Source organism: Pseudomonas sp. 21 (genome assembly GCF_000955805.1).
Lineage (GTDB): Bacteria > Pseudomonadota > Gammaproteobacteria > Pseudomonadales > Pseudomonadaceae > Pseudomonas.
The window spans coordinates 110,023-130,927 of record NZ_JYOA01000007.1 but is presented as its reverse complement, the minus strand read 5'-3'; the positions used below and the strand labels follow the sequence as shown (position 1 = coordinate 130,927).

Sequence of the window (20,905 nt, the reverse complement as noted above, 5' to 3'; positions counted from 1 at the left end):
CGGGAATCGGAATCCCATGCCCCACATCCTCATCGTCGAAGATGAAGCCGCCATCGCCGACACGCTGCTCTACGCCCTGCAGGCCGAGGGTTTCGAGGCCACCTGGCTGAACCTCGCCGGCCCCGCCCTCGAACGCCTGCAGCGCGACGCATTCGACCTGGTCATCCTCGACGTCGGCCTGCCCGACATCAGCGGCTTCGAAGCCTGCAAACAGCTGCGGCGCTTCTCCGAAGTGCCGGTGATCTTCCTCACCGCGCGCAACGCCGAGATCGACCGCGTCGTCGGCCTGGAGATCGGCGCCGACGACTATGTGGTCAAACCCTTCAGCCCGCGCGAAGTTGCCGCGCGGGTGAAAGCCATCCTCAAGCGCACCGCGCCGCGTGAAGCGCCTGCCACGGCGCCCGCCGGCAACGGCCCGTTCGAGGTGGACGAAGAGCGTTTCCAGATTCGCTACCACGGCCACTTGCTGGCCCTGACCCGCCACGAATTCCGCCTGCTGCAAACGTTGCTGGCGCGCCCCGAACGCGTCTTCAGCCGCGAGCAGTTGCTCGATGCCCTGGGCGTCGCCGCCGATGCCGGCTACGAGCGCAACGTCGACAGCCACATCAAGAGCCTGCGCGCCAAGCTGCGCCAGGTCGCTCCCACCGCCGAACCGATCCAGACCCACCGCGGGCTGGGCTACAGCTACGCGCCGGACAAGAGCTGATGCGCCTGTCGCTGCGGATATTCCTGGTCTACTTCTTCTTCGTCGGGCTGACCGGCTGGTTCGTCCTGCGCACGGTGATGGACGAAATCCGCCCCGGCGTACGCCAGTCCAGCGAAGAGACCCTGGTGGATACCGCCAATCTGCTGGCCGAGATTCTCCAGGCTGACGTGAAGCGCGGCACCCTCGACCAGAGCCGACTGCCCGACATGCTCCGCGCCTATGGCGCGCGTAGCCCGCAGGCCGACATCTGGGGCGTGAACAAGACCGCGGTGAACCACCGCATCTACGTCACCGATGTGCGCGGCGTCGTCCTGCTGGACTCACTCGGCAAGGCAGTGGGCCAGGATTATTCGCGCTGGAACGACGTCTATCGGACCCTGCACGGCGAGTACGGGGCGCGCTCCAGCCGCGAGTCGGCGGATGACCCGGAGTCCTCGGTGATGTATGTCGCCGCGCCGATCCGCGATGGCGAGAAGATCATCGGCGTGGTCTCGGTCTCCAAGCCCAACCGTACCCTGCAACCCTACATCGATCGCTCGCAGCGCCGGTTGGCGTGGCTCGGCGCCGGGCTGATCGTGCTCGGCCTGCTGGTCGGCGCGGGGCTGTCCTGGTGGCTGAGCCGCTCGCTGGATCGCCTGACCCGCTACGCCCAGGCGGTCAGCGAGGGCCGGCGCGCCGAGCTGCCGCGCTATCGGGGCGGCGAGATGGCGCAACTGGCCGGCGCGGTGGAGCACATGCGCGTGCAGCTCGAGGGCAAGGACTACGTCGAGCGCTACGTGCATACCCTGACCCACGAGTTGAAGAGCCCGCTCGCGGCAATCCGTGGCGCGGCAGAACTGCTCGAAGGCGAGATGCCTGCCGAGCAGCGTGCGCGCTTCGTCGGCAACATCGCCGGGGAGAGCGAGCGCCTGCAGCAGCTGATCGAGCGCCTGCTGAACCTCGCCCAGGTGGAACAGCGCCAGGGGCTGGAGGAGCATGTACCGGTGGCGTTGCATGAGCTGGCGAATGAGCTGATCGATGAGCGCATGGCCCGTGCGCAGGGGGTGCAGCTGGAGAATGCGATTCCACCGCAGGCAACCGTGGTGGGCGAGCGTTTCCTGCTGCGCCAGGCGCTGGGCAACCTGCTGGACAATGCGCTGGATTTCACCCCGGCCGGCGGCGTGATTCGCTTCGATGCGCTGCCCGTTGGCGAGGGCTGGCGCGTCGAGCTGTTCAACCAGGGCGAAGCCATTCCGCAGTTCGCCCTGCCGCGCCTGACCGAGCGTTTCTATTCGCTGCCGCGTCCGGCGAGTGGCCGCAAGAGCACCGGCCTCGGCCTCAATTTCGTCGCGGAAGTAGCGACCTTGCATGGTGGTGAGCTGAGCGTGGAGAACGTCGACGGCGGCGTGAAGGCGAGCCTGGTCCTGCCATTGTAGGAGCGGGCCATGCCCGCTATCGCGCGCATGGCGCGCTCCTACAGGGAGTTCCGTGCCACATAAAACCCACACAGTCTCCACAATCCGCCCCGAGCGCCGCCACGCGCGAACCCCAAGCTCTCTCCGTCGTCCACCTACGGAGAAGCCCTCGATGAACCGCCATCTCGGCATCAAGCTCGGCGCCATCGCGCTGTTGATCGTCCTCTTGCTGATACCCCTGCTGATGATCGACGGCCTCGTCGACGAGCGTCAGAACTACCGCGACGAAGTCCTGCAGGACATCGCCCGCAGCGCCAGCTACAGCCAGCAGCTCACCGGCCCGCTGGTGGTCGTGCCCTACACCCGTACCATTCGCAGCTGGCGCCTGGACAAGGCCAGCCAGCAGCGCGTATTGCAGGAACGCGAGGTGCGCGGGCGGCTGTACTTCCTGCCGGAAGTCTTCAGCCTCGACGGGCAGATGCGCACCGAGCTGCGCCATCGCGGCATCTACGAGGCGCGCCTGTTCCATGCCGACAGCCGGGTCAGCGGCAGCTTCGTCCTGCCGGCCAACTACGGCATCAGCAGTGATCTCACCAGCTACCGTTTCGACGACCCGCTGCTGGCCGTGGGCATCAGCGATGTGCGTGGCATCGAGAATGCGCCGAAGCTGAAAGTCGGCGACGAGCTGCGCGACTTCCAGCCCGGCACCCAGAGCCAGTTCCTCGGCAACGGCGTGCATGCGCTGCTGCCGCTCAAGGCCAGCGACCGCGAGCAGCGTTTCGACTATGCCTTCGAGCTTTCGCTGCTGGGCAGCAGCCGACTGGACATCACCCCGGTGGGCCGCGACAGCCAGGTCAACCTGGTCTCGGACTGGCCGCACCCCAGCTTCGGCGGCGAGTTCCTGCCCACCGAGCGCAGCGTCAGCGACCAGGGTTTCAGCGCGCGCTGGCGCACCAGCTTCTTCGCCACCAACCTGGAGGACCAACTGCGTGCGTGCACCGCGCCGGCCCAGGTCGATGTCGCCCGTGCGGTTGGCGCGGCTGATCCGGATACCGCTCGTGCCAGCACCGCCGAGTGCAGCCAGTTCGGTGAGCATCGTTTCGGCGTGGCGCTGGTGGACCCGGTGGACCAGTACCTGAAGACCGACCGCGCGGTGAAGTACGCGCTGCTGTTCATCGTCCTCACCTTCGCCGGCTTCTTCCTCTTCGAAGTGCTCAAGCGCCTGTCGGTGCACCCCATCCAGTACGCGCTGGTGGGCATGGCGCTGGCGCTGTTCTACCTGTTGCTGCTGTCGCTTTCCGAGCACCTCGGCTTCGAGCTGGCCTACCTGTTGTCCGCCGGCGCCTGCGTTGGGCTGATCGGCTTCTACCTCTGCCACGTGTTGCACAGCCTGTGGCGCGGGGCCGGTTTCAGCCTGGGGCTCGCCGGGCTCTACGGGATGCTCTATGCGCTGCTCAGCGCCGAAGACTATGCATTGCTGATGGGCTCGCTGCTGCTGTTCGGCGTGCTCGGTGGCGTGATGGTGCTGACCCGCCGGCTGGACTGGTATGGCATCGGCAAGCCCCGCGGCGATGACCTGGAATTTTCCCTGGACGATGTGCGCGTGCAGCGCTGAGGAGAGCCGCGATGACCCACGTGATGCGTTTTTCCCTGTGCCTGTTCGCCGGCCTGCTGATCAGCGGACTGTGCCTGCCGCTGCTGATGCTCATCGGCCGCTTCGACTGGATCGCCTTGCTGGTGGCCAGCGGCAAACCGCTGGCCCACATCGCCCTGCTGCTGCCGGGAGAGTGGTGGGAGTTGCTCACCGGCGTCGAGGATGCGGCGAACAATCCCCACGTGCGTTCCTTCCTGGAGATGTGCATGGGAGTCGCCCAGCTCGGCCTGCTGCTGGCGCTGCCGATCTACCGCTTCGGCGGCCAGGAGCAGCAGTCGTGAGTGCCTGGGCCGGGCTGCGCGAGGAGCGCGAGGTAGGGCGGCGGCTGGCACGGCGGATCGCCGGGTTGTTCGAGCAGGGGGTGGGGCGGAGGGAGAAGCACGATGAACGTTTTCAGCGGCGGGTGGTGCGGCACAGCCAGCCGATGATGAAGACCTGGCGCAGCCGGCTTCCCCTCACCGCAACCCTCTCCCGAGGGGAGAGGGGGCTGGGCGGTGCGGGCTGGCGGGTCTGGAGCATGCCGGAGCACTCTCTGAGCTGCGTACCCTCGCCCTCGTAGGAACGCTGGAGCGCAGCGATACCCATCAACCCGTCAGGCCGGCACGGTCGCCTGCATCGACGGCCGCTGGCTGACCTCGGCGAACCACTTCGCCAGTTGCGGATAGTCCGTGCGCCAGTCCCAGTGCGGCTGGCGGAAGTCCAGGTAGCCCAGCGCGCAGGCGACGCCGATCGCGGCGATGTCGAAGCGCCCGGTCAGCTCGGGGTGGGCCGGGCCGTCGAAATAGGCGAGGGTGCGGACGATCTTCAGTTGCTGGTTGTCGAGCCATTTGTCCCAGTGTTTTTCCTGCGGGCGCATGGCGGTTTCGTAGCGGATCAGCACGGCGGCATCCAGTACCGCGTCGGCCAGCGAGGCGAGGGTGAGGCGACGCCAGCGCGCCGCGCCTTCGCGGGGGATCAGCGGTTCGCCGGCGTGCTGCTGGTCGAGGTATTCGAGGATCACCCGGCTGTCATGCAGGGTCTGGCCGTCGGCCACGCGCAGGGCGGGAATCTTCCCGGCGGGGTTGTCGTGCAGCACGCCGGCGTCCGGCGCGATGGGGGTGTGGACGGCGGCGTACAGCTCCACGGAGTCGACCTGGCCGGTCTCGTGCAGCAGGACCATGACCTTGCGCACGAAGGGCGAAGCGGCGGCGTGGAACAGGACGGGACGGGTACTCATCGACAGCAACTCCTGGGTGTCGGTCATCGGTTCAGTCGCGGATCAGCACCAGGCGATCGGTGCCGGATTCGGCGCCCCACACTTCGCCGGGGCGGCCAAGCAACTGGCGGACGTTGGCGTTTGCGTGGTCGCTGGGGAAGGCCGTGAATTTCTCGCTCTGCGGGTCGAAGCGCAGCAGGGCATTGGCGGCGAAATCGCTCAGCCAGACCTGGTCCATGGCATCGACGTAGACGGCATGGGGCTGCGGATGATCGCCGGGCAGCTTCCAGGTTTTCCACTGGTTGTCGCTGGGGTCGAAGCGAGCCAGGCTCCCGGCGTTCCACTGGCTGATCCACAGCCGCCCCACGGAGTCGGCCCACAGGCGACGCGGACCGCTGTCGTTGCCGGGCGCGTCGAAGGTGGTGGCGTTATCGGCGATATCGTCGACCTGGCCGATGTAGTTGCCTGCCAGCGACGCGTACCAGACGCCTCCATCCGGAGTCACGGCGATGCCGTAGGGGCCCTTGCCGCGCGGCGCCGGCCAGACCTTCAGGTCGCGGCTGTCCGGGTCGAGTCGACCATAGAAGCCATTCTGCCCGGTGAACCACAGCACGCCATCGTCATCGAATACCGCAGTGTTGAGGTTGGCGTTGGCTGCCTCCTTGGGCAGCGGGATGACTTCCACGCCCAGGCGCTGGGCGTCCACGTGGACGATGGCGTTGAGGCCACCGTCGGTGATCCAGGCGTCGCCGTTGGCGTCGGCGATCACGCCGTGGGGGCTGGAGCCCTTGCCGAGGCTGATCTGCTCGCTCTGCCCGGTCTGCGGATCGAGCCGGCCAAGCACGCCGAGCTTCTGCGCGGTGTACCAGACCTTGCCGTCCTCGGTGGGCGCCACATCGTGCGGGCCGGAACCCTTGGGCAGGTCGAAGTACTTCACCTCGGCGGCATGGACGCCGGTGGCCAGCAGCAGGCCGGTCAAGAGAAGGGACAAAACGCGAAGCATGGGGCTCTCCTTGGCAGAGTCCGGATTCAGGTGAGACTGTACGCCGGTCAGTGTGGCCGACGAAACGAAGGAGAGCGGTTGTGACGACGATTTCCGTATTGGGGGCGGCGTGCCGCCAGGGCTCGCCGGTGAACGATGACGCCATCGGCCATACCGCCACGGCGGCCTGGGTGCTGGATGGGGCGACCAGTCTCGGGCAGGGGCTGGTGGGCGGCGAGAGCGATGCCCGCTGGCTGGCGCAGAGCGCCAATGGACATCTTCAGCGCCTGCTGGAGGAGCAGCCGTACAGGCGGACTCAAGACCTGCTGGTGCAATTGCAGGCGGGCATCGCTGCGGATTTCCAGCGCGATTCCGGCGTGGCCGTGAGCCTTGATCTGAACCTGCCCACGGCCTGCCTGAGCCTGCTGCGGGTGCTGGGCGATGGCACGCTGGAGCTGCTCAATCTCTGCGACACCTGCATCCACCTGGCGTGGGATGACGGGCATGTGGAGAGCTTCGGCGACACACCGCTGGAAGAGATCGATCGCCAGTCGGTGCAGCGCCTGCTGGCGCTGCGCGAGGCGAATCCGGGTTGGAGCCATGCGCAGCTCTGGCAGGCCAGTCGCGAATGGGTGCGGCGCAACCGCATGCTGGCCAACACGCCGGAAGGCTACTGGTGCCTCGACCCAAGCGAACGCTGGATTTCCCACGTGCAACGCCGGGTGCTCGACCCTGCGGGGCTGAAGGCATTCATGCTGGTAACCGATGGTTTCGACCGGTTGCTGGATTTTCGCCGCTACGACCTGGACGCGCTGTTCGCGGCGCTGCCCGAGCGTGGCGTCGAAGCACTGATCGACGAATTGCGCGCGCTGGAAAGCGCCGATGGCCAGGCGCTGGACTATCCGCGCCTGAAGATCCACGACGATGCGAGTGTGGTGTGGGGAGCGGTGGTGCGCTGAGCAGGTGGGCATTGCGTAGGAGCGGACTCTGTCCGCGATAGGTCCGCCTCGCGCCGGAGGTCATCGCGGACGGAGCCCGCTCCTACGTTCCCCTAAACATCGAAGCGGCCCGCGTTGCGCGGGCCGCCGGTTCCGGTCAGAACTTGTAGTTGACGCTGGCCACCACGTTGCGACGGTCGCCGTAGTAGCAGTAGAAGCCGTCGCAGGTGGAGATGTATTCCTTGTCGAATACGTTGTTGGCATTCAGCGCGACGTTCAGGCCGTTGAGGCTGTTGTCCAGGCGGCCGAGGTCGTAGTGCACCGCGGCGTCGTAGACGGTGTAGGAACCGGTGTCGCCGTCCGACTTGTCGCGCACGTAGCCCATGCTGCCGATGGCGATGTTGTGGGTCTCGCCGACGTAGCGGGTGCCGAAGCCCAGGCCGAAACCGTCGAGCAGGCCGTCATGCCAGGTGTAGTCGGCCCACAGCGAGGCCTGGTTTTCCGGGGTGAGCGGCAGCGGACGGTTCTTGTCCAGCGGGTTGGCGACCTTGGTCATCTTGCTGTTGGCGTAGGTGTAGGCGGCGGTCACCTTGAGGTTCTCGGTGACGTTGCCCACGGCCTCCAGCTCGAAGCCGCGGACCTGCGCTTCACCCACCGGGCGGCTGATGAAGTCGCTGCCGGTGAGGACGATGTTCTTGCGGGTCAGGTCGTAGACGGCAGCGCTGAGCATCAGGTCGGTGCCCACCGGCTGGTACTTCACGCCCAGTTCGTACTGCTTGCCGGTGCTCGGCTCGAAGGCCGCACCGTTGGTGCCGCCGGCTTCGGTCTGGAACGACTCGGCATAGGACACGTAGGGCGCCACGCCGTTGTCGAACACGTAGCTGAGCGCCGCGTTGCCGCTGAAATTGCTGTCGCGACGGGTATCGGTGGCGCCATTGGCGTTATAGAACTTCGAGCCGGTGTGGGCCCAGTCCTGGCGTCCGCCGAGGGTCAGGCGCCAGTTGTCGAGGGCGATCTGGTCCTGGGCGTACAGGCCGGTATCGCGCATCTTCTGGTTGTAGTCGTTGTACGCGGTGTAGACGACGTTGCTGAAGTCCTGGCCGTAGATCGGCTTGCTGATGTTGCTGGTCGGCGCGGTGCCGTACAGCCACTTGTAGTTGGTGTTGGCGCGCTGGTGATCCAGGCCCAGCAGCAGGGTGTGCTTGAGCGGGCCGGTGGAGAAGTCCGCCTGCAGGTTGTTGTCGATGGCGAACTGGCTGATGTCTTCGTCCACCACGTTGGCGCCACGGGACAGGGTGCCGTCGTCGGCCACCGAGGTCGCGCTGCCGCCGGCGGTGATGCCCTGGAAGGACAGGTCGCTCTTGGTGTAGCGCAGGTTCTGGCGGAACTGCCAGACGTCGTTGATGCGGTGCTCGAAGGCATAACCCAGGGCGTAGTAGGTCTTGTCGTAGAACTCCCAGTCCGGGTCGCCCAGGTTCTCGTGGTACTTCACCTCGCCCGCCGGGGTGGACAGCTTGGTGCCCTGCAGCGGCAGGAACTGGCTGGTGATGCCGGTATCGTCGCGGTTGAACTGCGAGAGGAAGGTCAGCTTGGTGTCTTCGTCGAAGTTCCAGGTCAGGCTCGGGGCGATGTTGTAGCGCTTGTTGTCGACGTGGTCGACCTGGGTGTTGCTGTCGCGCACGACACCGCTGACGCGGTAGAGCAGGTTGCCGGCGTCGTCGACCTTGCCGGTGCTGTCGAAGGAAATCTGCTTGTGCTCATAGCTGCCGACCTGCAACTGCACTTCATGGCTGCTCTCGGTCTCGGGGCGGCGGCTGGTCATGTCCAGCAGGCCGCCGGGCGGGGTCTGGCCGTACAGCGAGGAGGCCGGGCCGCGCAGCAGGGCGACGCGTTCCAGGTCCCAGGTTTCCAGCTTGGGCATCACGTAGGAGCCCTTGGGCAGCGGCAGGCCGTCGAGGAACTGGGTCGGCTCGAAGCCGCGCACCTTCAACCACTCGGCGCGGGTGTCGTTGCCGTAGCTGCTGGCGATCACGCCGGGCATGTAGCGCACCGCGTCGTCCAGGCTCTGCACGTTGCGGTCCTGCATCTGCTCGCGGGTGGCGACGGAGATGGAGCGCGGGGCTTCCAGCAGCGGGGTGTCGGTCTTGGTGCCGGCGCGGGTGCGGGTGGCGAGGTAGCCGACGGTCGGGCCGTCCGGGTCTTCCTGGGTGCCGCTGATGGTGGTGGCGGACATCGACAGGGTGTCGCTGGGCACCGGGCGCAGGCTGTAGCTGCCCGATTCGCTTTCCACCAGTTCCAGCCCGCTGCCCTGCAGCGCCTGGCGCAGCGCGCCGGCGGCATCGTAGCGACCCTGCACGGCGTGCGCGCTGCGGCCCTGGGCCAGCGCCGGGTCGAGGCTCAGCGACAGGCCGGCTTCGGCGGCGATGCGGTTGAGGGTGCTGGCCAGCGGGCCGGCGGGCACCTGGTAGTCACGCACGGCGTCGGCGGCGATGGCCGAAGAGGTGGTCAGCAGGATAGCGGTGGCCAGCAGGCAGGGGCGGAGCGACAGTTCGAACGGGCGGCGCATTGAAAACGACTCCTGAATGAAAACGGTTCTCGATGCCTCCTTGCCGGACGAGATTCAAAAAGTGATAGGGCGGGGTGAAAATATTTTTCCGGAGGGCTTTTCGTAGGAGCGAGCTCGCTCGCGAACCCCTTGATGGCTTGGCAACCGGGGGGGAATCCGTTCGCGAGCAAGCTCGCTCCTACGCAAGAACCTTCAGCCGCGCGGCACCACGCGCGACCACCAGGGGCCGTGCTTCTCGATACGCACCGGCAGCGTCGGCTCCAGCGAGCTCAGCGCCAGGTCGATGTTCTTCAGCGGGAAGCTGCCGGTGATGCGCAGGTCCGCCAGCGCCGGGTCCACCGCGAGGTGGCCGGGGCTGTAGCGAGCCAGTTGGTCGATCAACTCGCCCAGGCGCACGTTGTCCACCACCAGCATGCCGTGGGTCCAGGCGTCGGCAGTGGCACTGTTGGCCTCCACTGTGCCGAAGCCGTCGGCGCGCACACGTACCTGCTGGCCCTGGTTGATCACGCGCTCGTCCGGCAGTTGTTCGGGGCGTGCGGCCACGGCGGACTGCAGGACGCTGAGCAAGGTGCTGTCGCCTTCGTCACGCTCCACCAGGAAGCGCGTGCCGAGGGCACGCAGGCGGCCCTCGTCGGTTTCGACGATGAACGGGCGGCTGTCGCCGTGGGCGGTCTCCACCAGGATTTCGCCGCTGAGCAGGACGATGCGCCGTTGCTCGGCGTCGAAGCGCACATCGACGGCGGTGCGGCTGTTGAGCACCAGCCGGGTGTTGTCCGGCAGGCGCAGTTCGCGCTGCTCGCCAGTGGCGGTTACCAGGTCGGAGAAGGCATAGCGCACCGGCGCGTAACGGTTGCCGACACCCAGCGCCAGCGCGCCGACCAGCAGCAGCGACAGCCCGGTGCCGGCCAGCCGGCGGACCTTGCGCCGCGACTCGCCGGGCGAGCGCAGCAAGGCGTTGCGTGCGGCCTTGGGGGCGGCGCCGGCAAGGCTGCGGTCGAGCATGCCCAACTGGCTCCAGGCGCGGGCATGCTCGCTGTGGGCGGAATGCCAGCGAGCGAAGGCGGCTTCATCGTCCGGGCGCGATTCACCGGAGCCCAGGCGCAGCTGCCAGCTGATCGCCTCGTCCAGCACCTGCAGGGATACCGGTCCCTTCACGTCGGCTCGCCGTACAGGGCGACGTAGCACTGGCGCAGGCCCTGGGCGATGTACTGGCGCACGCGCGGTACGGATACGCCCAGCTGCTCGGCGATCTCGGCGTGGCCCAGGCCGTCCAGGCGATTGAGCAGGAAGGCGCTGCGTGCGCGGGTGGACAACTTGCCCAGCAGACGGTCGATTTCGCGCAGGTCGGCGAGGATCAGGCAGTGGTCCTCGGCGGAGGGCTGCACCGCTTCGGGCAGGCATTTCAGTTCGTCGAGGTAGGCCTGTTCCAGCGCCACGCGGCGCCAGTGGTCCACCAGCAGGCCCTTGGCAACGGTCACCAGGAAGGCGCGCGGTTCGCGCAGGGAGGGCAGCTCGCGCCGACCGAGCACGCGGACGAAGGTGTCCTGGCTCAGGTCTTCGGCGCGCTGCGGACAGCCCAGGCTGCGGTTCAGCCAGGCAGTCAGCCAGTCGCGGTGATCGCGATACAAGGCGCCAACGAGTTCGCCGCTACCCATCTGGATGGCCGACAAGCTACTCCCCCAATGACCCGAATGGGATCAAGTTCAAAAACGATAACTATTCGCAAATGATCGCAAAGTGCAGTCACGCGCGCAATTGGCGCCCGTCGGCTTTTGTCCACCGTTCGCAGCACGATCTACAATCGGGCGCCCATTCCTATAAGAAGAACAGCCATGTCCGACCCGGTACTCATCATCGGCTCCTACCTGTCCCCCTATGTGCGCAAGGCGCTGGTCCTGCTGGAGATGAAGGGCGTGGACTACCGCATCGACTCCGTCGTGCCCTTTTACGGCAACGCCGAGTTCGAGCGCCTCAGCCCGCTGCGCCAGGTGCCGGTATTGGTGGACGGAGAGCTGGTGCTCAACGACTCCTCGGTGATCTGCCAGTACCTGGAAGAGCGTTATCCACAGCCTGCGCTCTACCCGGCGGATATCACCCAGCGCGCTCGCGCACGCTGGATCGAGGAGTTCGCCGACAGCCGCATGGGCCAGGTCGTGATCTGGCAGCTGTTCGACCAGTTGGTGATCGGCCGTGGCGTGTGGGGCCGCGAGCCGGACGCAGCGGTGCTGGAAAAGACCTATCAACAGGATCTGCCGTCGATCTTCGACTACCTGGAAGCGCAGTTGCCGGAAAGCGGTTGGCTGTTCGGCGAGCTGTCCATCGCCGACATCAGCGTGGCCTGCTTCATGCGCAACGCGCAGTTCGCCCGCTACCCGCTCGATGCCCAGCGCTGGCCGAAACTGGCGGCGATGCTGGAAGCGGCCTTCGCCCTGCCGGCGTTCGAAAAACTCCACCGGTTCGAGCGCGCCATCGCCCGCACGCCGATCCTGCAGCAGCGCGAGGCGCTGATCGCAGCGGGTGCGCCGGTCAGCGAGGTCAGCCACCTGCGCGAGCAGCCGGTGCGCGGGCCAATGAGTCGCAGCTGATCAGCCTGCCTGCAGGAAGCTCCAGAGCCGTTGCGCGACTGGGCCGTGGGCGCGGTCGCGCAGGCGCGCGGCGACCAGTTCCTCGCGACGGCCAGGCAGTTGTGCTCCGCTGAGGTCGCGCAGGCGGCCCTCGGCCAGTTCCTCTTCTATCAAGTGACGCGGCAGGTGCCCCCAGGCCAGACCGTGCAGCACCAACTCCTTTTTCATCGCCTGGTCCGGCACGGTGCATTGCGGGGCTCCTTCGAGGGTGAAGAAGTCCACCGGCGGCGAGTGCCGGGCGCTGTCGCGCATGACGCACTGGGTGAGTTGGCGCAGGTGGTCCGGGCCGGGACTCTCCATTTCCGGCAGGAGCGCCGGGGCAATGACCGGGATGAAATCCACGGCGCCCAGGTCCAGCCATTCCAGGCGCGGATCGGCCTTGTCGACACGGTGCAGGATCAGTTCCGCCTCATCGTCCAATAGCCGCTCCAGCGGGCCGCTGACGCTTTCGAAGTACAGCTGCAGCCGCGTCTGCGGTTCAGCGGAGAAGAAGCGCGCCAATCGTTCCAGCAGGGCAGGGCGCGGGCAGAAGTCGCCCAGCACCACGCGCAGCTCGCTTTCCTCTCCGGCGGCCAGGTGCGTGGCGTGGTCGCGCAGGCTGCCCAGCTCGCGCAGCAAACCCTGGGCGCGGCGATGGAAGGATTGGCCGGAGGCGGTCAGGGTGACGCGGTAGCCGCTGCGATCCAGCAGTGCGAAACCGAGCTGGCGCTCCAGCCGGGCGACGGCGGCGAACACCGCCGGGTGCGAGCGGTGCAGTTGCTGCGCCGCCGCCTGGAAACCGCCCGCCGTGGCCACGGCATCGAAGCATTGCAGGTCGTGCAGGGTGAAATCGTGCATGTCAGCTTTCCTGACAGTCCTGGTCAGCTCTTTGTAATTTCTTCGGAATGCCGCGGCAACTACCTTCGTCTGCACCTTCACTGACGGAGACGCCCCCATGAGCCCGCTGCACTACCTGACGACCCGCGACAACGTGCGCATTGCCTACCGCCTGGATGGCGCCGGCGGCTTGCCGCTGCTGGTTCTGTCCAACTCCATCGGCACCGACCTGCATATGTGGGACGGCCAGATTGCCGCGCTGAGCGAGCACTTCCGCGTGCTGCGCTACGACGCTCGCGGCCATGGCGCTTCCAGCGTGCCGCCGGGGCCGTACTCGCTGGCGCGGCTGGGCGAAGACGTCATCGAATTGCTGGACGCACTGGGTGTGCAACGTGCGCATTTTCTCGGCTTGTCGCTCGGTGGTTTCGTCGGGCAATGGCTGGCGCTGAACGCACCGCAGCGTATCGAGCGACTGGTGCTGGCGAACACTTCCGCCTGGCTGGGGCCACAGGATCAGTGGGAGGCGCGCATCGCCGAAGTGCTGGAGGCGGAGGATATGCGGGACACCGCCGCGACCTTCCTCGGCAACTGGTTCCCGGCGACCTGGCTGGAGCAGGACCGCCCGGAGGTGGCGCCGTTCCGCGCCACGCTGCTGGCGACCAACCGGCACGGGCTGGCCGGTTCCTTTGCCGCCGTGCAGGAAACCGATCTGCGCACGGCCTTGCGGAACGTCCGCCTGCCCACGCTGGTGATCGCAGGGCAATTCGACACGGTTACCGCCGCGGATCACAGCGAGCTGATTGCCGAGGCAATCCCCGGCGCGCGCCTGTTCACACTGCCGGCGGTACACCTGTCGAACATCGAGTTTCCCCGTGAGTTCGAAGGCGCGGTGCTGGACTTCCTGCTGGCGCCCTGAACGAACCAGGCCGCCCGAAGGCGGCCTTGTCGGCCTCAGTGATGCGCAGCGTCCACCGCGATGGATTCGCCGCAGACATCCACATGGCTGCGCTTGCGGTCGGCGAGGGCGAAGTGGATCAGCGCGCCGAGCCCGGCACCGAAGAACCAGGAGAAATGCGACAGCGTTTCGAACGCCGGCACCAGCGCCAGGACGATGGCGATCAGCGCGGCCGGGACGAACGCCGCCACCGCACGCAGGTTGACCCCGCCGCTGAAGTGATAGGCCGCCTCGCGGCTTTCACTGTAGAGCTCCGGCAGGTTCACCCGGCCACGGCGCACCAGGTAGTAGTCGGTGACCATGATCCCGTACAGCGGGCCGAGCAGTGCGCCCAGGCCGCCGAGGAAGTACACGATCACCGCCGGGCTGTTGTACAGGTGCCACGGCAGGATCAGCACGGCGATGGTGGCGCTGAGCAGGCCGGCGCGGCGGAAGTTCAGCAGGTTCGGCGCGAGGTTGGTCAGCACGTACGCGGGGGCGACGAAGTTGGCCATGATGTTCACCGCCACGGTGACGATCAGGAAGGCCAGGCAGGCCAGCACCAGGCCGAAGGTGTTGGGGATGGCGGCGACGATCTCGGTGGGGTTCTGCACCAGCCTGCCGTCGATGCTGAACTGCGCGCCGGCCAGCACCACGGCGATCAGCGCGAAGCCCAGCATGTTCACCGGCAGGCCCCAGAAGTTGCCGACGCTGATGGTGCGGCGGTCCGGGCAATTGCGGGTGAAGTCGCAGAAGTTGAGGATCATGGTGCCGTACAGCGAAACCCACAGTGCCGCGGCACCGAGCACCTTCAGCCACATGGTCGCGCCGGTCGGCGCGTTGCCGCTGGACCAGGCAATCGACAGCCCGGCGCGCCAGTACATCCAGCCGGCGAGGCTGGCGAAGGCGACCAGGATGATCGGGCCGGCGAAGGATTCGTAGCGGCGCACCATCTCCATGCCGTAGGCGAAGATCACCAACTGCACGCACCAGATGCCGAGGAAGGTGATCCAGCCCAGGGTCGACAGGCCGAGGATCGAGTCCTGGTCGTAGGCCGCCAGGCTCGGAGCGATGGCGCTGAGCAGCACGCGCAGCACGACCGAGGCGAGGTAGGTCTGGATGCCGAACCAGGCGATGGCGATCACCGCGCGGATCAGCGCCGGCACCTGCGCGCCGTGGATGCCGAAGCTGATACGGCACATCACCGGGTAGGGCAGGCCGGTCTTCTGGCCCATGTAGCCGGACAGGTTCATCAGCCCGTAGATCACCAGCGCGCCCAGGGCGAAGGCAGCGAGGATCTGCGCGCCGCTCAAGCCCAGCGCGAAGAGGCCGATGGCAAAGGAGTAGTTGGCGATGTTGTGCACATCGTTGGTCCACAGCGCGAACAGGCTGTAGCGCCCCCAGCTGCGGCCCGCAGCCTTGGTCGGCGCCAGGTCGGCGCTGTACAGGCGTGGGCTCAGGGTTGGCGCGGCCGGCCGGGCGGCGGCCGCGCTATCGACAGATTGGAGGGGGGTAACGCCGGACAGGTGGGTAGGACTGCTGGTCATGGGCTACTCGGCTTTGTATGCACGGCTTTTTTTGGTTTGTGTGCAAAAGCCAATTCCGTGCCAGCCCGGTTCACCTTGCAGCTCCGCTTGATTTTCCCCTGCCTTTGGAATCGAGCAGAGCCCTTGTTTGGTGCGGCTTTGCCAGGTGTTCAAGGGGGCGTGAAATAATTTTCCCATAGCAATCATTGACTTGAGAGTCAGATCCTGCCGATACGGGAAACTAGCTGACTGGGGATTTTGTACACAATAATTGTGCACAGGCGTTACGCATGGGTTCCGAAGTGGCTCAAGGGCAATCGCGGACAGAGTCCGCTCCCACCCTCACAGGTAGGCTCGGCGTAGGAGCGGACGCTGTCAGCGATCGGCTGGGGGCGGCACCAATCCCAACCGATAGGCATAAAAAAACCGCCCCGAAGGGCGGTTCTTTCAACGCTTGGCGAAGCTCTTACAGGCCGTTCTTGGCCTTGAACTCGCGGCGGCGGCGGTGCAGGACCGGCTCGGTGTAGCCGTTGGGCTGCTGGGTGCCTTCGAGGACCAGTTCCAGCGCAGCCTGGAAGGCCACGTTGTCGTCGAAGTTCGGCGCCATCGGGCGGTACTGGGCGTCACCGGCGTTCTGGCGATCCACCACCGAAGCCATGCGCTTGAGGCTTTCCAGCACCTGCTCTTCGGTCACTACGCCGTGGCGCAGCCAGTTGGCCAGCAGCTGGCTGGAGATGCGCAGGGTCGCGCGGTCTTCCATCAGGCCGACGTCGTTGATGTCCGGCACCTTGGAGCAGCCGACGCCCTGGTCGATCCAGCGCACTACGTAGCCGAGGATGCCCTGGGAGTTGTTGTCCAGCTCGTTCTTGATCTCTTCCGCGCTCCAGTTGGTGTTCGGGGCGAGCGGAATGGTCAGGATGTCGTCCACCGAAGCCGGTGCGCGCTTGGCCAGCTCGGCCTGGCGGGCGAACACGTCGACCTTGTGGTAGTGCAGCGCGTGCAGGGTGGCGGCGGTCGGCGACGGAACCCAGGCGGTGTTCGCGCCGGCCAGCGGGTGAGCGATCTTCTGCTCGAGCATGGCGGCCATCAGGTCGGGCATGGCCCACATGCCTTTGCCGATCTGCGCCTTGCCCTGCAGGCCGGTGGCCAGGCCGACGTCGACGTTGTTGTTCTCGTAGGAGCCGATCCACTTCTCGGTCTTCATGGCGCCCTTGCGCACCATGGCGCCGGCTTCCATGGAGGTGTGGATCTCGTCACCGGTGCGGTCGAGGAAGCCGGTGTTGATGAACACCACGCGCTCGGCGGCGGCCTTGATGCAGGCCTTCAGGTTGACGGTGGTGCGGCGCTCTTCGTCCATGATGCCGACTTTCAGCGTGTTGCGCGGCAGGCCCAGCAGGTCTTCGACGCGGCTGAAGATTTCGGCGGCGAAGGCGACTTCTTCCGGGCCGTGCATCTTCGGCTTCACGATGTACACGCTGCCGGTGCGGCTGTTCTTGCGGGTGGCGCTGCCGTTCAGGTTGTGAATGGCGATCAGGCTGGTGAACAGGCCGTCCTGGATGCCTTCGGGCACTTCGTTGCCCTGGGCGTCGAGGATCGCTGGGTTGGTCATCAGGTGGCCGACGTTACGCACGAACAGCAGGGAGCGGCCATGCAGGCTCAGCTCGGAACCGTCGGCCTTGGTGTAGACGCGGTCTGGGTTCATGGTGCGGGTGAAGGTGCTGCCGCCCTTGGAGACCTGCTCGGCGAGGTCGCCTTTCATCAGGCCCAGCCAGTTGCGGTAGACCACGACCTTGTCGTCGGCATCGACGGCGGCGACGGAGTCTTCGCAGTCCATGATGGTGGTCAGCGCGGACTCCATCAGGACGTCTTTCACGCCAGCGGCGTCGGTCTGGCCGATCGGGCTGGTCGGGTCGATCTGGATTTCGAAGTGCAGGCCGTTGTGCTTGAGCAGCACGGCTTTCGGCTTGGCGGCTTCGCCCTGGAAGGCGAGGAACTGAGCGGCGTTCTTCAGGCCGGTCTCGCTGCCGTTCTTCAGGGTCACGGCCAGCGCGCCGTTCTTCACGACGTAGGCGGTGGCGTCGACGTGGGAGCCGGATTCCAGCGCAGCGGCTTCGTCGAGGAAGGCGCGGGCGAAGGCGATGACCTTGTCACCGCGGACCTTGTTGTAGCCCTTGCCCTTCTCGGCGCCGTTCTCTTCGCTGATCGCGTCGGTGCCGTACAGGGCGTCGTACAGCGAGCCCCAGCGGGCATTGGCGGCGTTCAGGGCGAAGCGCGCGTTCATCACCGGCACGACCAGCTGCGGGCCGGCCATGCGGGCGATTTCGTCGTCGACGTTCTGCGGGCTGGCCTGGAAGTCGGCCGGCTCGGGCAGCAGGTAACCGATTTCCTGCAGGAAGGCCTTGTAGGCGGCTGCGTCATGCGGCTTGCCGGCGCGGGCCTGGTGCCAGCCGTCGACTTTCGCCTGGATGTCATCGCGCTTGGCGAGCAGGGCCTTGTTCTTGGGCGCCAGGTCGTTGATTACGGTTTCTACGCCCGCCCAGAACTTGCCGGCTTCGATGCCGGTGCCGGGAATGGCTTCGTTGTTCACGAAGTCGAAAAGGACTTTGGCGACCTGCAGGCCACCGACTTGAACGCGTTCAGTCATTGCTTGCCTCACTCTGCTCAGGACCAGCTCTGGACACAGGCAAAACGCCTTGTAGTCCGAGCCGCGGAATACTACATGATGCCGTGGGAAAAATCAGTGGGCTAGCGTCGCGGTTAGACCAAAGTACGCATATCAGTCACGTAGCAGATCTTATGTTCGCAAATATCATCTGGATTGTTCCAGATAAATCTTAAAACTGTACACGCATTACCCGAATGGGTACCTGTGGCAGCCCGTCGCAGCCGGCTAACCTCGCCGTGCCTATACTGCTTCTTCCCTCCTGGAGAATCCCGCATGTCCGTGACGCTTGCCACCCCCACCGATCTGGATGACCTGGTTCCGCTGTTTTCCGGCTACCTCGATTTCTACGAGGTGCCCGCGCCCCACGCGAAGATTCGCGAGTACCTCGGGGCGCGCATCGGCAGTGGCCAGTCCACGGTGTTCATCGCGCGCAGCATCGATGGCTTGGCGGTCGGCTTCGTGCAGCTGTACCCGTTCTTCGCTTCCCTGGCGCTGCAGGCGTCCTGGCTGGTCAGTGACCTCTATGTGCTGCCGGCCGCGCGCCGCGATGGTTATGGCGAGGCGCTGATGAACGCTGCCCGCGCCCATGGCGAAGCCACCGGCGCCTGCGGCCTGATGCTGGAGACGGCGAAGACCAACCACGCTGGCCAGTCGCTGTACGAGCGCCTGGGCTACAAGCGGGACGACAAGTTCTACACCTATTGGCTGGACCTCACGGCCTAGCCCTTCGCGGAGACTGCTCATGGACCACCTCGTACTGACCGTCATCGCCCAGGACCAGCCCGGTCTGGTGGAGCGCGTGGCCAAATGCATCGCCGCCCACGGCGGCAACTGGCTGGAAAGCCGCATGTCGCGCATGGCCGGGCAGTTCGCCGGGATCCTTCGCGTGGCCGTGCCCGCCGAGGGCTATGACGAACTGGTGGAAGGCCTGCAGGAGTTGAGCGAGCACGGCATCCGCGTGCTGCTGGCGGAAAGCGGCATCGAGCCGGCCTGCAACTGGAAGCCGATCCATCTCGACCTGGTGGGCAACGACCGCCCCGGCATCGTCCGCGACATCACCCAGTTGCTGGCCGAACACGGCGTGAACCTGGAGAGCCTGACCACCGAGGTGCTCCCCGCGCCGATGAGCAGCGAGCCGCTGTTCCACGCCGAGGCGCTGCTGGCCGTGCCGTTGACCCTGCCACTGGAAACCCTGCAGCAGAAGCTGGAAGAGCTGGCCGATGACCTGATGGTGGAACTGAATTTCCACAGCGGGGAATAGCTACGCTGCTCTGACCACCCGTCTTGTGGAAAAACCTGTGGGTTCTCTGTTGATGAATTGACAGGGGGCCCATTTCATTTGGGCTTGGCGCCAATCTTCTTATCCACGTCGAACTTTGGAACTGTGCACAGATCGCGGGGATCGCGCCGTGGGCATTCTGTTGATAAGTGTCTGTGATGCCCTGTTTCCGGGTGTTTGATGCTGCTGCTTGTTTTTTGTACAGCAGAGGCTCAGAGAAAACGGAGCTCCGAACCTTCCAGGCGCTGTGCACAAATCCACTGGAAGAGTCTGTGGAGAAGCCGTTCATGGAACGCTGCAGGCCACGCCGCTTCTGGGCTTCACGGAGTTGTCCAGTTTCTGAGCGGGCGGCGCCCATCCGTCCACACGAAGCGGGGATCAGCCTGTGGAAAAGCCGGGGGAATCTCTCTGCACGCTAGATTTCACGGGGCTTACGCAGGTTTGGTCAAATATTGATCATGTCATCGCGTGGTGACAGCCAGGGCAGCACCGAGAAGAACGTGGCGGAGTGGCTTGTGGAAAAAACAGCCGTTATCCCCGCAATCGCGGGATAGAGCTGTGGACAATCTGCGGGTGACTGCCTGCAAGCCACAGCTGGTGTGGCTTGCAGGCGGTGGATCAATTAATGATCAGTCACCGCGGGAGAGGCGATACCAGATGTCCAGGCTGTAGACGACCAGGCCCGCCCAGATGCAGCAGAGTGAGATCAGGCGCGTGGTGTCCAGGTGCTCGCCGAACAGCAGGATTGCCTGCAAGAGCACCAGGGTCGGCGCCAGGTATTGCAGGAAGCCCAGGGTCGCGTAGGGCAGGTGGCGCGCGGCCGCGTTGAAGCACACCAGTGGCACCAGGGTGATCGGGCCGGCGGCGGCGAGCCAGATGGCGTCCTTGGTGGTCCAGAAGTCCGCATGCACGCTCGGGCCGTCGGCGAACAGCACGAGGTAGCCGATCGCCAGTGGCAGCAGGATCCAGGTTTCGACGACCAGCCCCGGTAACGCCGCCACCGGCGCCTGCTTGCGGATCAGCCCGTAGAAGCCGAAGGTCAGCGCCAGCGCCAGCGATACCCAGGGCAGGCTGCCCAGTTGCCACAGTTGCTGCGCCACGCCCAGCGCGGCGAGGCCGACCGCCACCCACTGCAGCGGACGCAGGCGTTCGCGCAGGATCACCAGGCCCAGCAATACGTTGATCAGCGGGTTGATGTAGTAGCCCAGACTGGCCTCGATCATGTGGCCGTTGTTCACCGCCCAGACGTAGACCAGCCAGTTGCTGGCGATCAGCAGGCCGCTGGTGGTGAGTACGGCGATGCGCTTGGGGTTCTCGCGCAGCTCGCGCCACCAGCCGGGATGCTTCCACACCAGCAGGAGCAGGGCGCCGAACACCGCCGACCAGATGGCGCGATGGGTGATGATTTCCAGGGCGGGAATGCGTTCGAGCAGCTTGAAGTAGATCGGGAAGAGCCCCCAGATGACGTAGGCAGTCAAGCCCAGGGCGTAGCCCCGGCGGGGATTGGCGGTGGCCATGGAACATCCTTGGTTAGGCAGCTAATGAGTGGCCGCACAATTCTAGGGCGCTCGCGAAGGCTTGTCTGTGCCGCCGCGGGTGATGACGGTAGGGTCTGAAAGAATGTGC

The 20,905-nt window shown here is 66.0% G+C and carries 18 protein-coding genes; 9 read left to right on the top strand and 9 right to left on the bottom strand.

The window, feature by feature from the left end:
* Nucleotides 1–16 precede the first annotated feature (16 nt).
* From creB to UB43_RS16045, 4 genes are all read left to right on the top strand, one after another.
* Nucleotides 17–706: a two-component system response regulator CreB gene (creB, locus tag UB43_RS16060; RefSeq protein ID WP_045212832.1), complete on the top strand. Its 690-nt coding sequence runs from the start codon at nucleotides 17–19 to the stop codon at nucleotides 704–706.
* Nucleotides 706–2,121, top strand: coding sequence for a two-component system sensor histidine kinase CreC (gene creC, locus UB43_RS16055; RefSeq protein ID WP_045212829.1), 1,416 nt, complete (start codon nucleotides 706–708; stop codon nucleotides 2,119–2,121). Before creB ends, creC begins: the two co-directional genes overlap by 1 nt.
* A 151-nt stretch (nucleotides 2,122–2,272) precedes the next feature.
* A complete protein-coding gene (gene creD, locus UB43_RS16050; RefSeq protein WP_045212827.1) occupies nucleotides 2,273–3,715 on the top strand; it encodes a cell envelope integrity protein CreD in 1,443 nt (480 codons plus the stop codon).
* An 11-nt stretch (nucleotides 3,716–3,726) separates the two neighbouring features.
* Nucleotides 3,727–4,035 (top strand): hypothetical protein, encoded by a 309-nt coding sequence (locus UB43_RS16045; RefSeq protein ID WP_045212826.1) that lies wholly within the window; start codon nucleotides 3,727–3,729, stop codon nucleotides 4,033–4,035.
* 311 nt (nucleotides 4,036–4,346) lie between these two features.
* Here the strand turns inward: UB43_RS16045 and UB43_RS16035 are convergent, their stop codons facing one another.
* Together UB43_RS16035 and UB43_RS16030 are read right to left on the bottom strand one after the other, a co-directional pair.
* Nucleotides 4,347–4,970, bottom strand: coding sequence for a glutathione S-transferase family protein (locus UB43_RS16035; protein WP_045214149.1), 624 nt, complete (start codon nucleotides 4,968–4,970; stop codon nucleotides 4,347–4,349).
* Between the two features lie 31 nt (nucleotides 4,971–5,001).
* On the bottom strand, nucleotides 5,002–5,952 hold the full coding sequence (locus UB43_RS16030) for an SMP-30/gluconolactonase/LRE family protein (protein ID WP_052969554.1): 951 nt from the start codon (nucleotides 5,950–5,952) through the stop codon (nucleotides 5,002–5,004).
* 80 nt (nucleotides 5,953–6,032) lie between these two features.
* On the opposite strand from UB43_RS16030, the gene UB43_RS16025 reads away from it, so the two are divergent.
* Nucleotides 6,033–6,890 carry a protein phosphatase 2C domain-containing protein gene (locus UB43_RS16025; RefSeq protein WP_045212822.1) on the top strand — a complete coding sequence of 286 codons (858 nt, stop codon included), beginning with the start codon at nucleotides 6,033–6,035 and terminating at the stop codon, nucleotides 6,888–6,890.
* Nucleotides 6,891–7,026: 136 nt separating this feature from the next.
* Here UB43_RS16025 and UB43_RS16020 read toward each other — a convergent pair whose 3' ends face one another.
* The 3 genes from UB43_RS16020 to UB43_RS16010 all read right to left on the bottom strand — a co-directional run bounded on the left by UB43_RS16020 (nucleotide 7,027) and on the right by UB43_RS16010 (nucleotide 11,090).
* Entirely contained in the window at nucleotides 7,027–9,435 is a 2,409-nt protein-coding gene (locus UB43_RS16020; RefSeq protein WP_045212820.1) for a TonB-dependent siderophore receptor, read from the bottom strand.
* A 192-nt stretch (nucleotides 9,436–9,627) separates the two neighbouring features.
* Nucleotides 9,628–10,590 carry a FecR domain-containing protein gene (locus UB43_RS16015; RefSeq protein WP_045212817.1) on the bottom strand — a complete coding sequence of 321 codons (963 nt, stop codon included), beginning with the start codon at nucleotides 10,588–10,590 and terminating at the stop codon, nucleotides 9,628–9,630.
* A complete protein-coding gene (locus UB43_RS16010; RefSeq protein WP_371318975.1) occupies nucleotides 10,587–11,090 on the bottom strand; it encodes an RNA polymerase sigma factor in 504 nt (167 codons plus the stop codon). Before UB43_RS16010 ends, UB43_RS16015 begins: the two co-directional genes overlap by 4 nt.
* Nucleotides 11,091–11,267: 177 nt before the next feature.
* On the opposite strand from UB43_RS16010, the gene UB43_RS16005 reads away from it, so the two are divergent.
* Complete coding sequence (locus UB43_RS16005) at nucleotides 11,268–12,020, top strand: glutathione S-transferase family protein (RefSeq protein WP_045212812.1); 753 nt, start codon at nucleotides 11,268–11,270, stop codon at nucleotides 12,018–12,020.
* Here UB43_RS16005 and UB43_RS16000 read toward each other — a convergent pair whose 3' ends face one another.
* The gene (locus UB43_RS16000) at nucleotides 12,021–12,896 is read right to left on the bottom strand and encodes a LysR family transcriptional regulator (protein WP_045212810.1); all 876 of its coding nucleotides are present in this window, start codon (nucleotides 12,894–12,896) and stop codon (nucleotides 12,021–12,023) included.
* Between the two features lie 97 nt (nucleotides 12,897–12,993).
* Between UB43_RS16000 and pcaD the strand changes: the two genes are divergently transcribed.
* Nucleotides 12,994–13,791 (top strand): 3-oxoadipate enol-lactonase, encoded by a 798-nt coding sequence (gene pcaD, locus UB43_RS15995; protein ID WP_045212807.1) that lies wholly within the window; start codon nucleotides 12,994–12,996, stop codon nucleotides 13,789–13,791.
* Between the two features lie 35 nt (nucleotides 13,792–13,826).
* On the opposite strand, the gene UB43_RS15990 is transcribed toward pcaD, so the two are convergent.
* Nucleotides 13,827–15,356 (bottom strand): NCS1 family nucleobase:cation symporter-1, encoded by a 1,530-nt coding sequence (locus UB43_RS15990; RefSeq protein WP_045212805.1) that lies wholly within the window; start codon nucleotides 15,354–15,356, stop codon nucleotides 13,827–13,829.
* Nucleotides 15,357–15,801: 445 nt separating this feature from the next.
* On the bottom strand, nucleotides 15,802–17,979 hold the full coding sequence (locus UB43_RS15985) for a malate synthase G (RefSeq protein ID WP_045212803.1): 2,178 nt from the start codon (nucleotides 17,977–17,979) through the stop codon (nucleotides 15,802–15,804).
* A gap of 294 nt (nucleotides 17,980–18,273) precedes the next feature.
* Between UB43_RS15985 and UB43_RS15980 the strand changes: the two genes are divergently transcribed.
* Entirely contained in the window at nucleotides 18,274–18,723 is a 450-nt protein-coding gene (locus UB43_RS15980; RefSeq protein WP_045212801.1) for a GNAT family N-acetyltransferase, read from the top strand.
* A gap of 19 nt (nucleotides 18,724–18,742) precedes the next feature.
* Nucleotides 18,743–19,261 carry a glycine cleavage system protein R gene (locus UB43_RS15975; RefSeq protein ID WP_045212798.1) on the top strand — a complete coding sequence of 173 codons (519 nt, stop codon included), beginning with the start codon at nucleotides 18,743–18,745 and terminating at the stop codon, nucleotides 19,259–19,261.
* Between the two features lie 647 nt (nucleotides 19,262–19,908).
* Here UB43_RS15975 and rarD read toward each other — a convergent pair.
* Nucleotides 19,909–20,796, bottom strand: coding sequence for an EamA family transporter RarD (gene rarD, locus UB43_RS15970; RefSeq protein ID WP_045212796.1), 888 nt, complete (start codon nucleotides 20,794–20,796; stop codon nucleotides 19,909–19,911).
* Nucleotides 20,797–20,905 lie beyond the last annotated feature (109 nt).

Excerpts from the sequence above, each read along its gene's own strand:
- creB (WP_045212832.1), top strand. The coding sequence starts at position 17 with ATGCCCCACATCCTCATCGTCGAAGATGAAGCCGCCATCGCCGACACG.
- creC (WP_045212829.1), top strand. The coding sequence starts at position 706 with ATGCGCCTGTCGCTGCGGATATTCCTGGTCTACTTCTTCTTCGTCGGG.
- creD (WP_045212827.1), top strand. The coding sequence starts at position 2,273 with ATGAACCGCCATCTCGGCATCAAGCTCGGCGCCATCGCGCTGTTGATC.
- UB43_RS16045 (WP_045212826.1), top strand. The coding sequence starts at position 3,727 with ATGACCCACGTGATGCGTTTTTCCCTGTGCCTGTTCGCCGGCCTGCTG.
- UB43_RS16035 (WP_045214149.1), bottom strand. The coding sequence starts at position 4,970 with ATGAGTACCCGTCCCGTCCTGTTCCACGCCGCCGCTTCGCCCTTCGTG.
- UB43_RS16030 (WP_052969554.1), bottom strand. The coding sequence starts at position 5,952 with ATGCTTCGCGTTTTGTCCCTTCTCTTGACCGGCCTGCTGCTGGCCACC.
- UB43_RS16020 (WP_045212820.1), bottom strand. The coding sequence starts at position 9,435 with ATGCGCCGCCCGTTCGAACTGTCGCTCCGCCCCTGCCTGCTGGCCACC.
- UB43_RS16010 (WP_371318975.1), bottom strand. The coding sequence starts at position 11,090 with ATGGGTAGCGGCGAACTCGTTGGCGCCTTGTATCGCGATCACCGCGAC.
- UB43_RS16005 (WP_045212812.1), top strand. The coding sequence starts at position 11,268 with ATGTCCGACCCGGTACTCATCATCGGCTCCTACCTGTCCCCCTATGTG.
- UB43_RS16000 (WP_045212810.1), bottom strand. The coding sequence starts at position 12,896 with ATGCACGATTTCACCCTGCACGACCTGCAATGCTTCGATGCCGTGGCC.
- pcaD (WP_045212807.1), top strand. The coding sequence starts at position 12,994 with ATGAGCCCGCTGCACTACCTGACGACCCGCGACAACGTGCGCATTGCC.
- UB43_RS15990 (WP_045212805.1), bottom strand. The coding sequence starts at position 15,356 with ATGACCAGCAGTCCTACCCACCTGTCCGGCGTTACCCCCCTCCAATCT.
- UB43_RS15985 (WP_045212803.1), bottom strand. The coding sequence starts at position 17,979 with ATGACTGAACGCGTTCAAGTCGGTGGCCTGCAGGTCGCCAAAGTCCTT.
- UB43_RS15980 (WP_045212801.1), top strand. The coding sequence starts at position 18,274 with ATGTCCGTGACGCTTGCCACCCCCACCGATCTGGATGACCTGGTTCCG.
- UB43_RS15975 (WP_045212798.1), top strand. The coding sequence starts at position 18,743 with ATGGACCACCTCGTACTGACCGTCATCGCCCAGGACCAGCCCGGTCTG.
- rarD (WP_045212796.1), bottom strand. The coding sequence starts at position 20,796 with ATGGCCACCGCCAATCCCCGCCGGGGCTACGCCCTGGGCTTGACTGCC.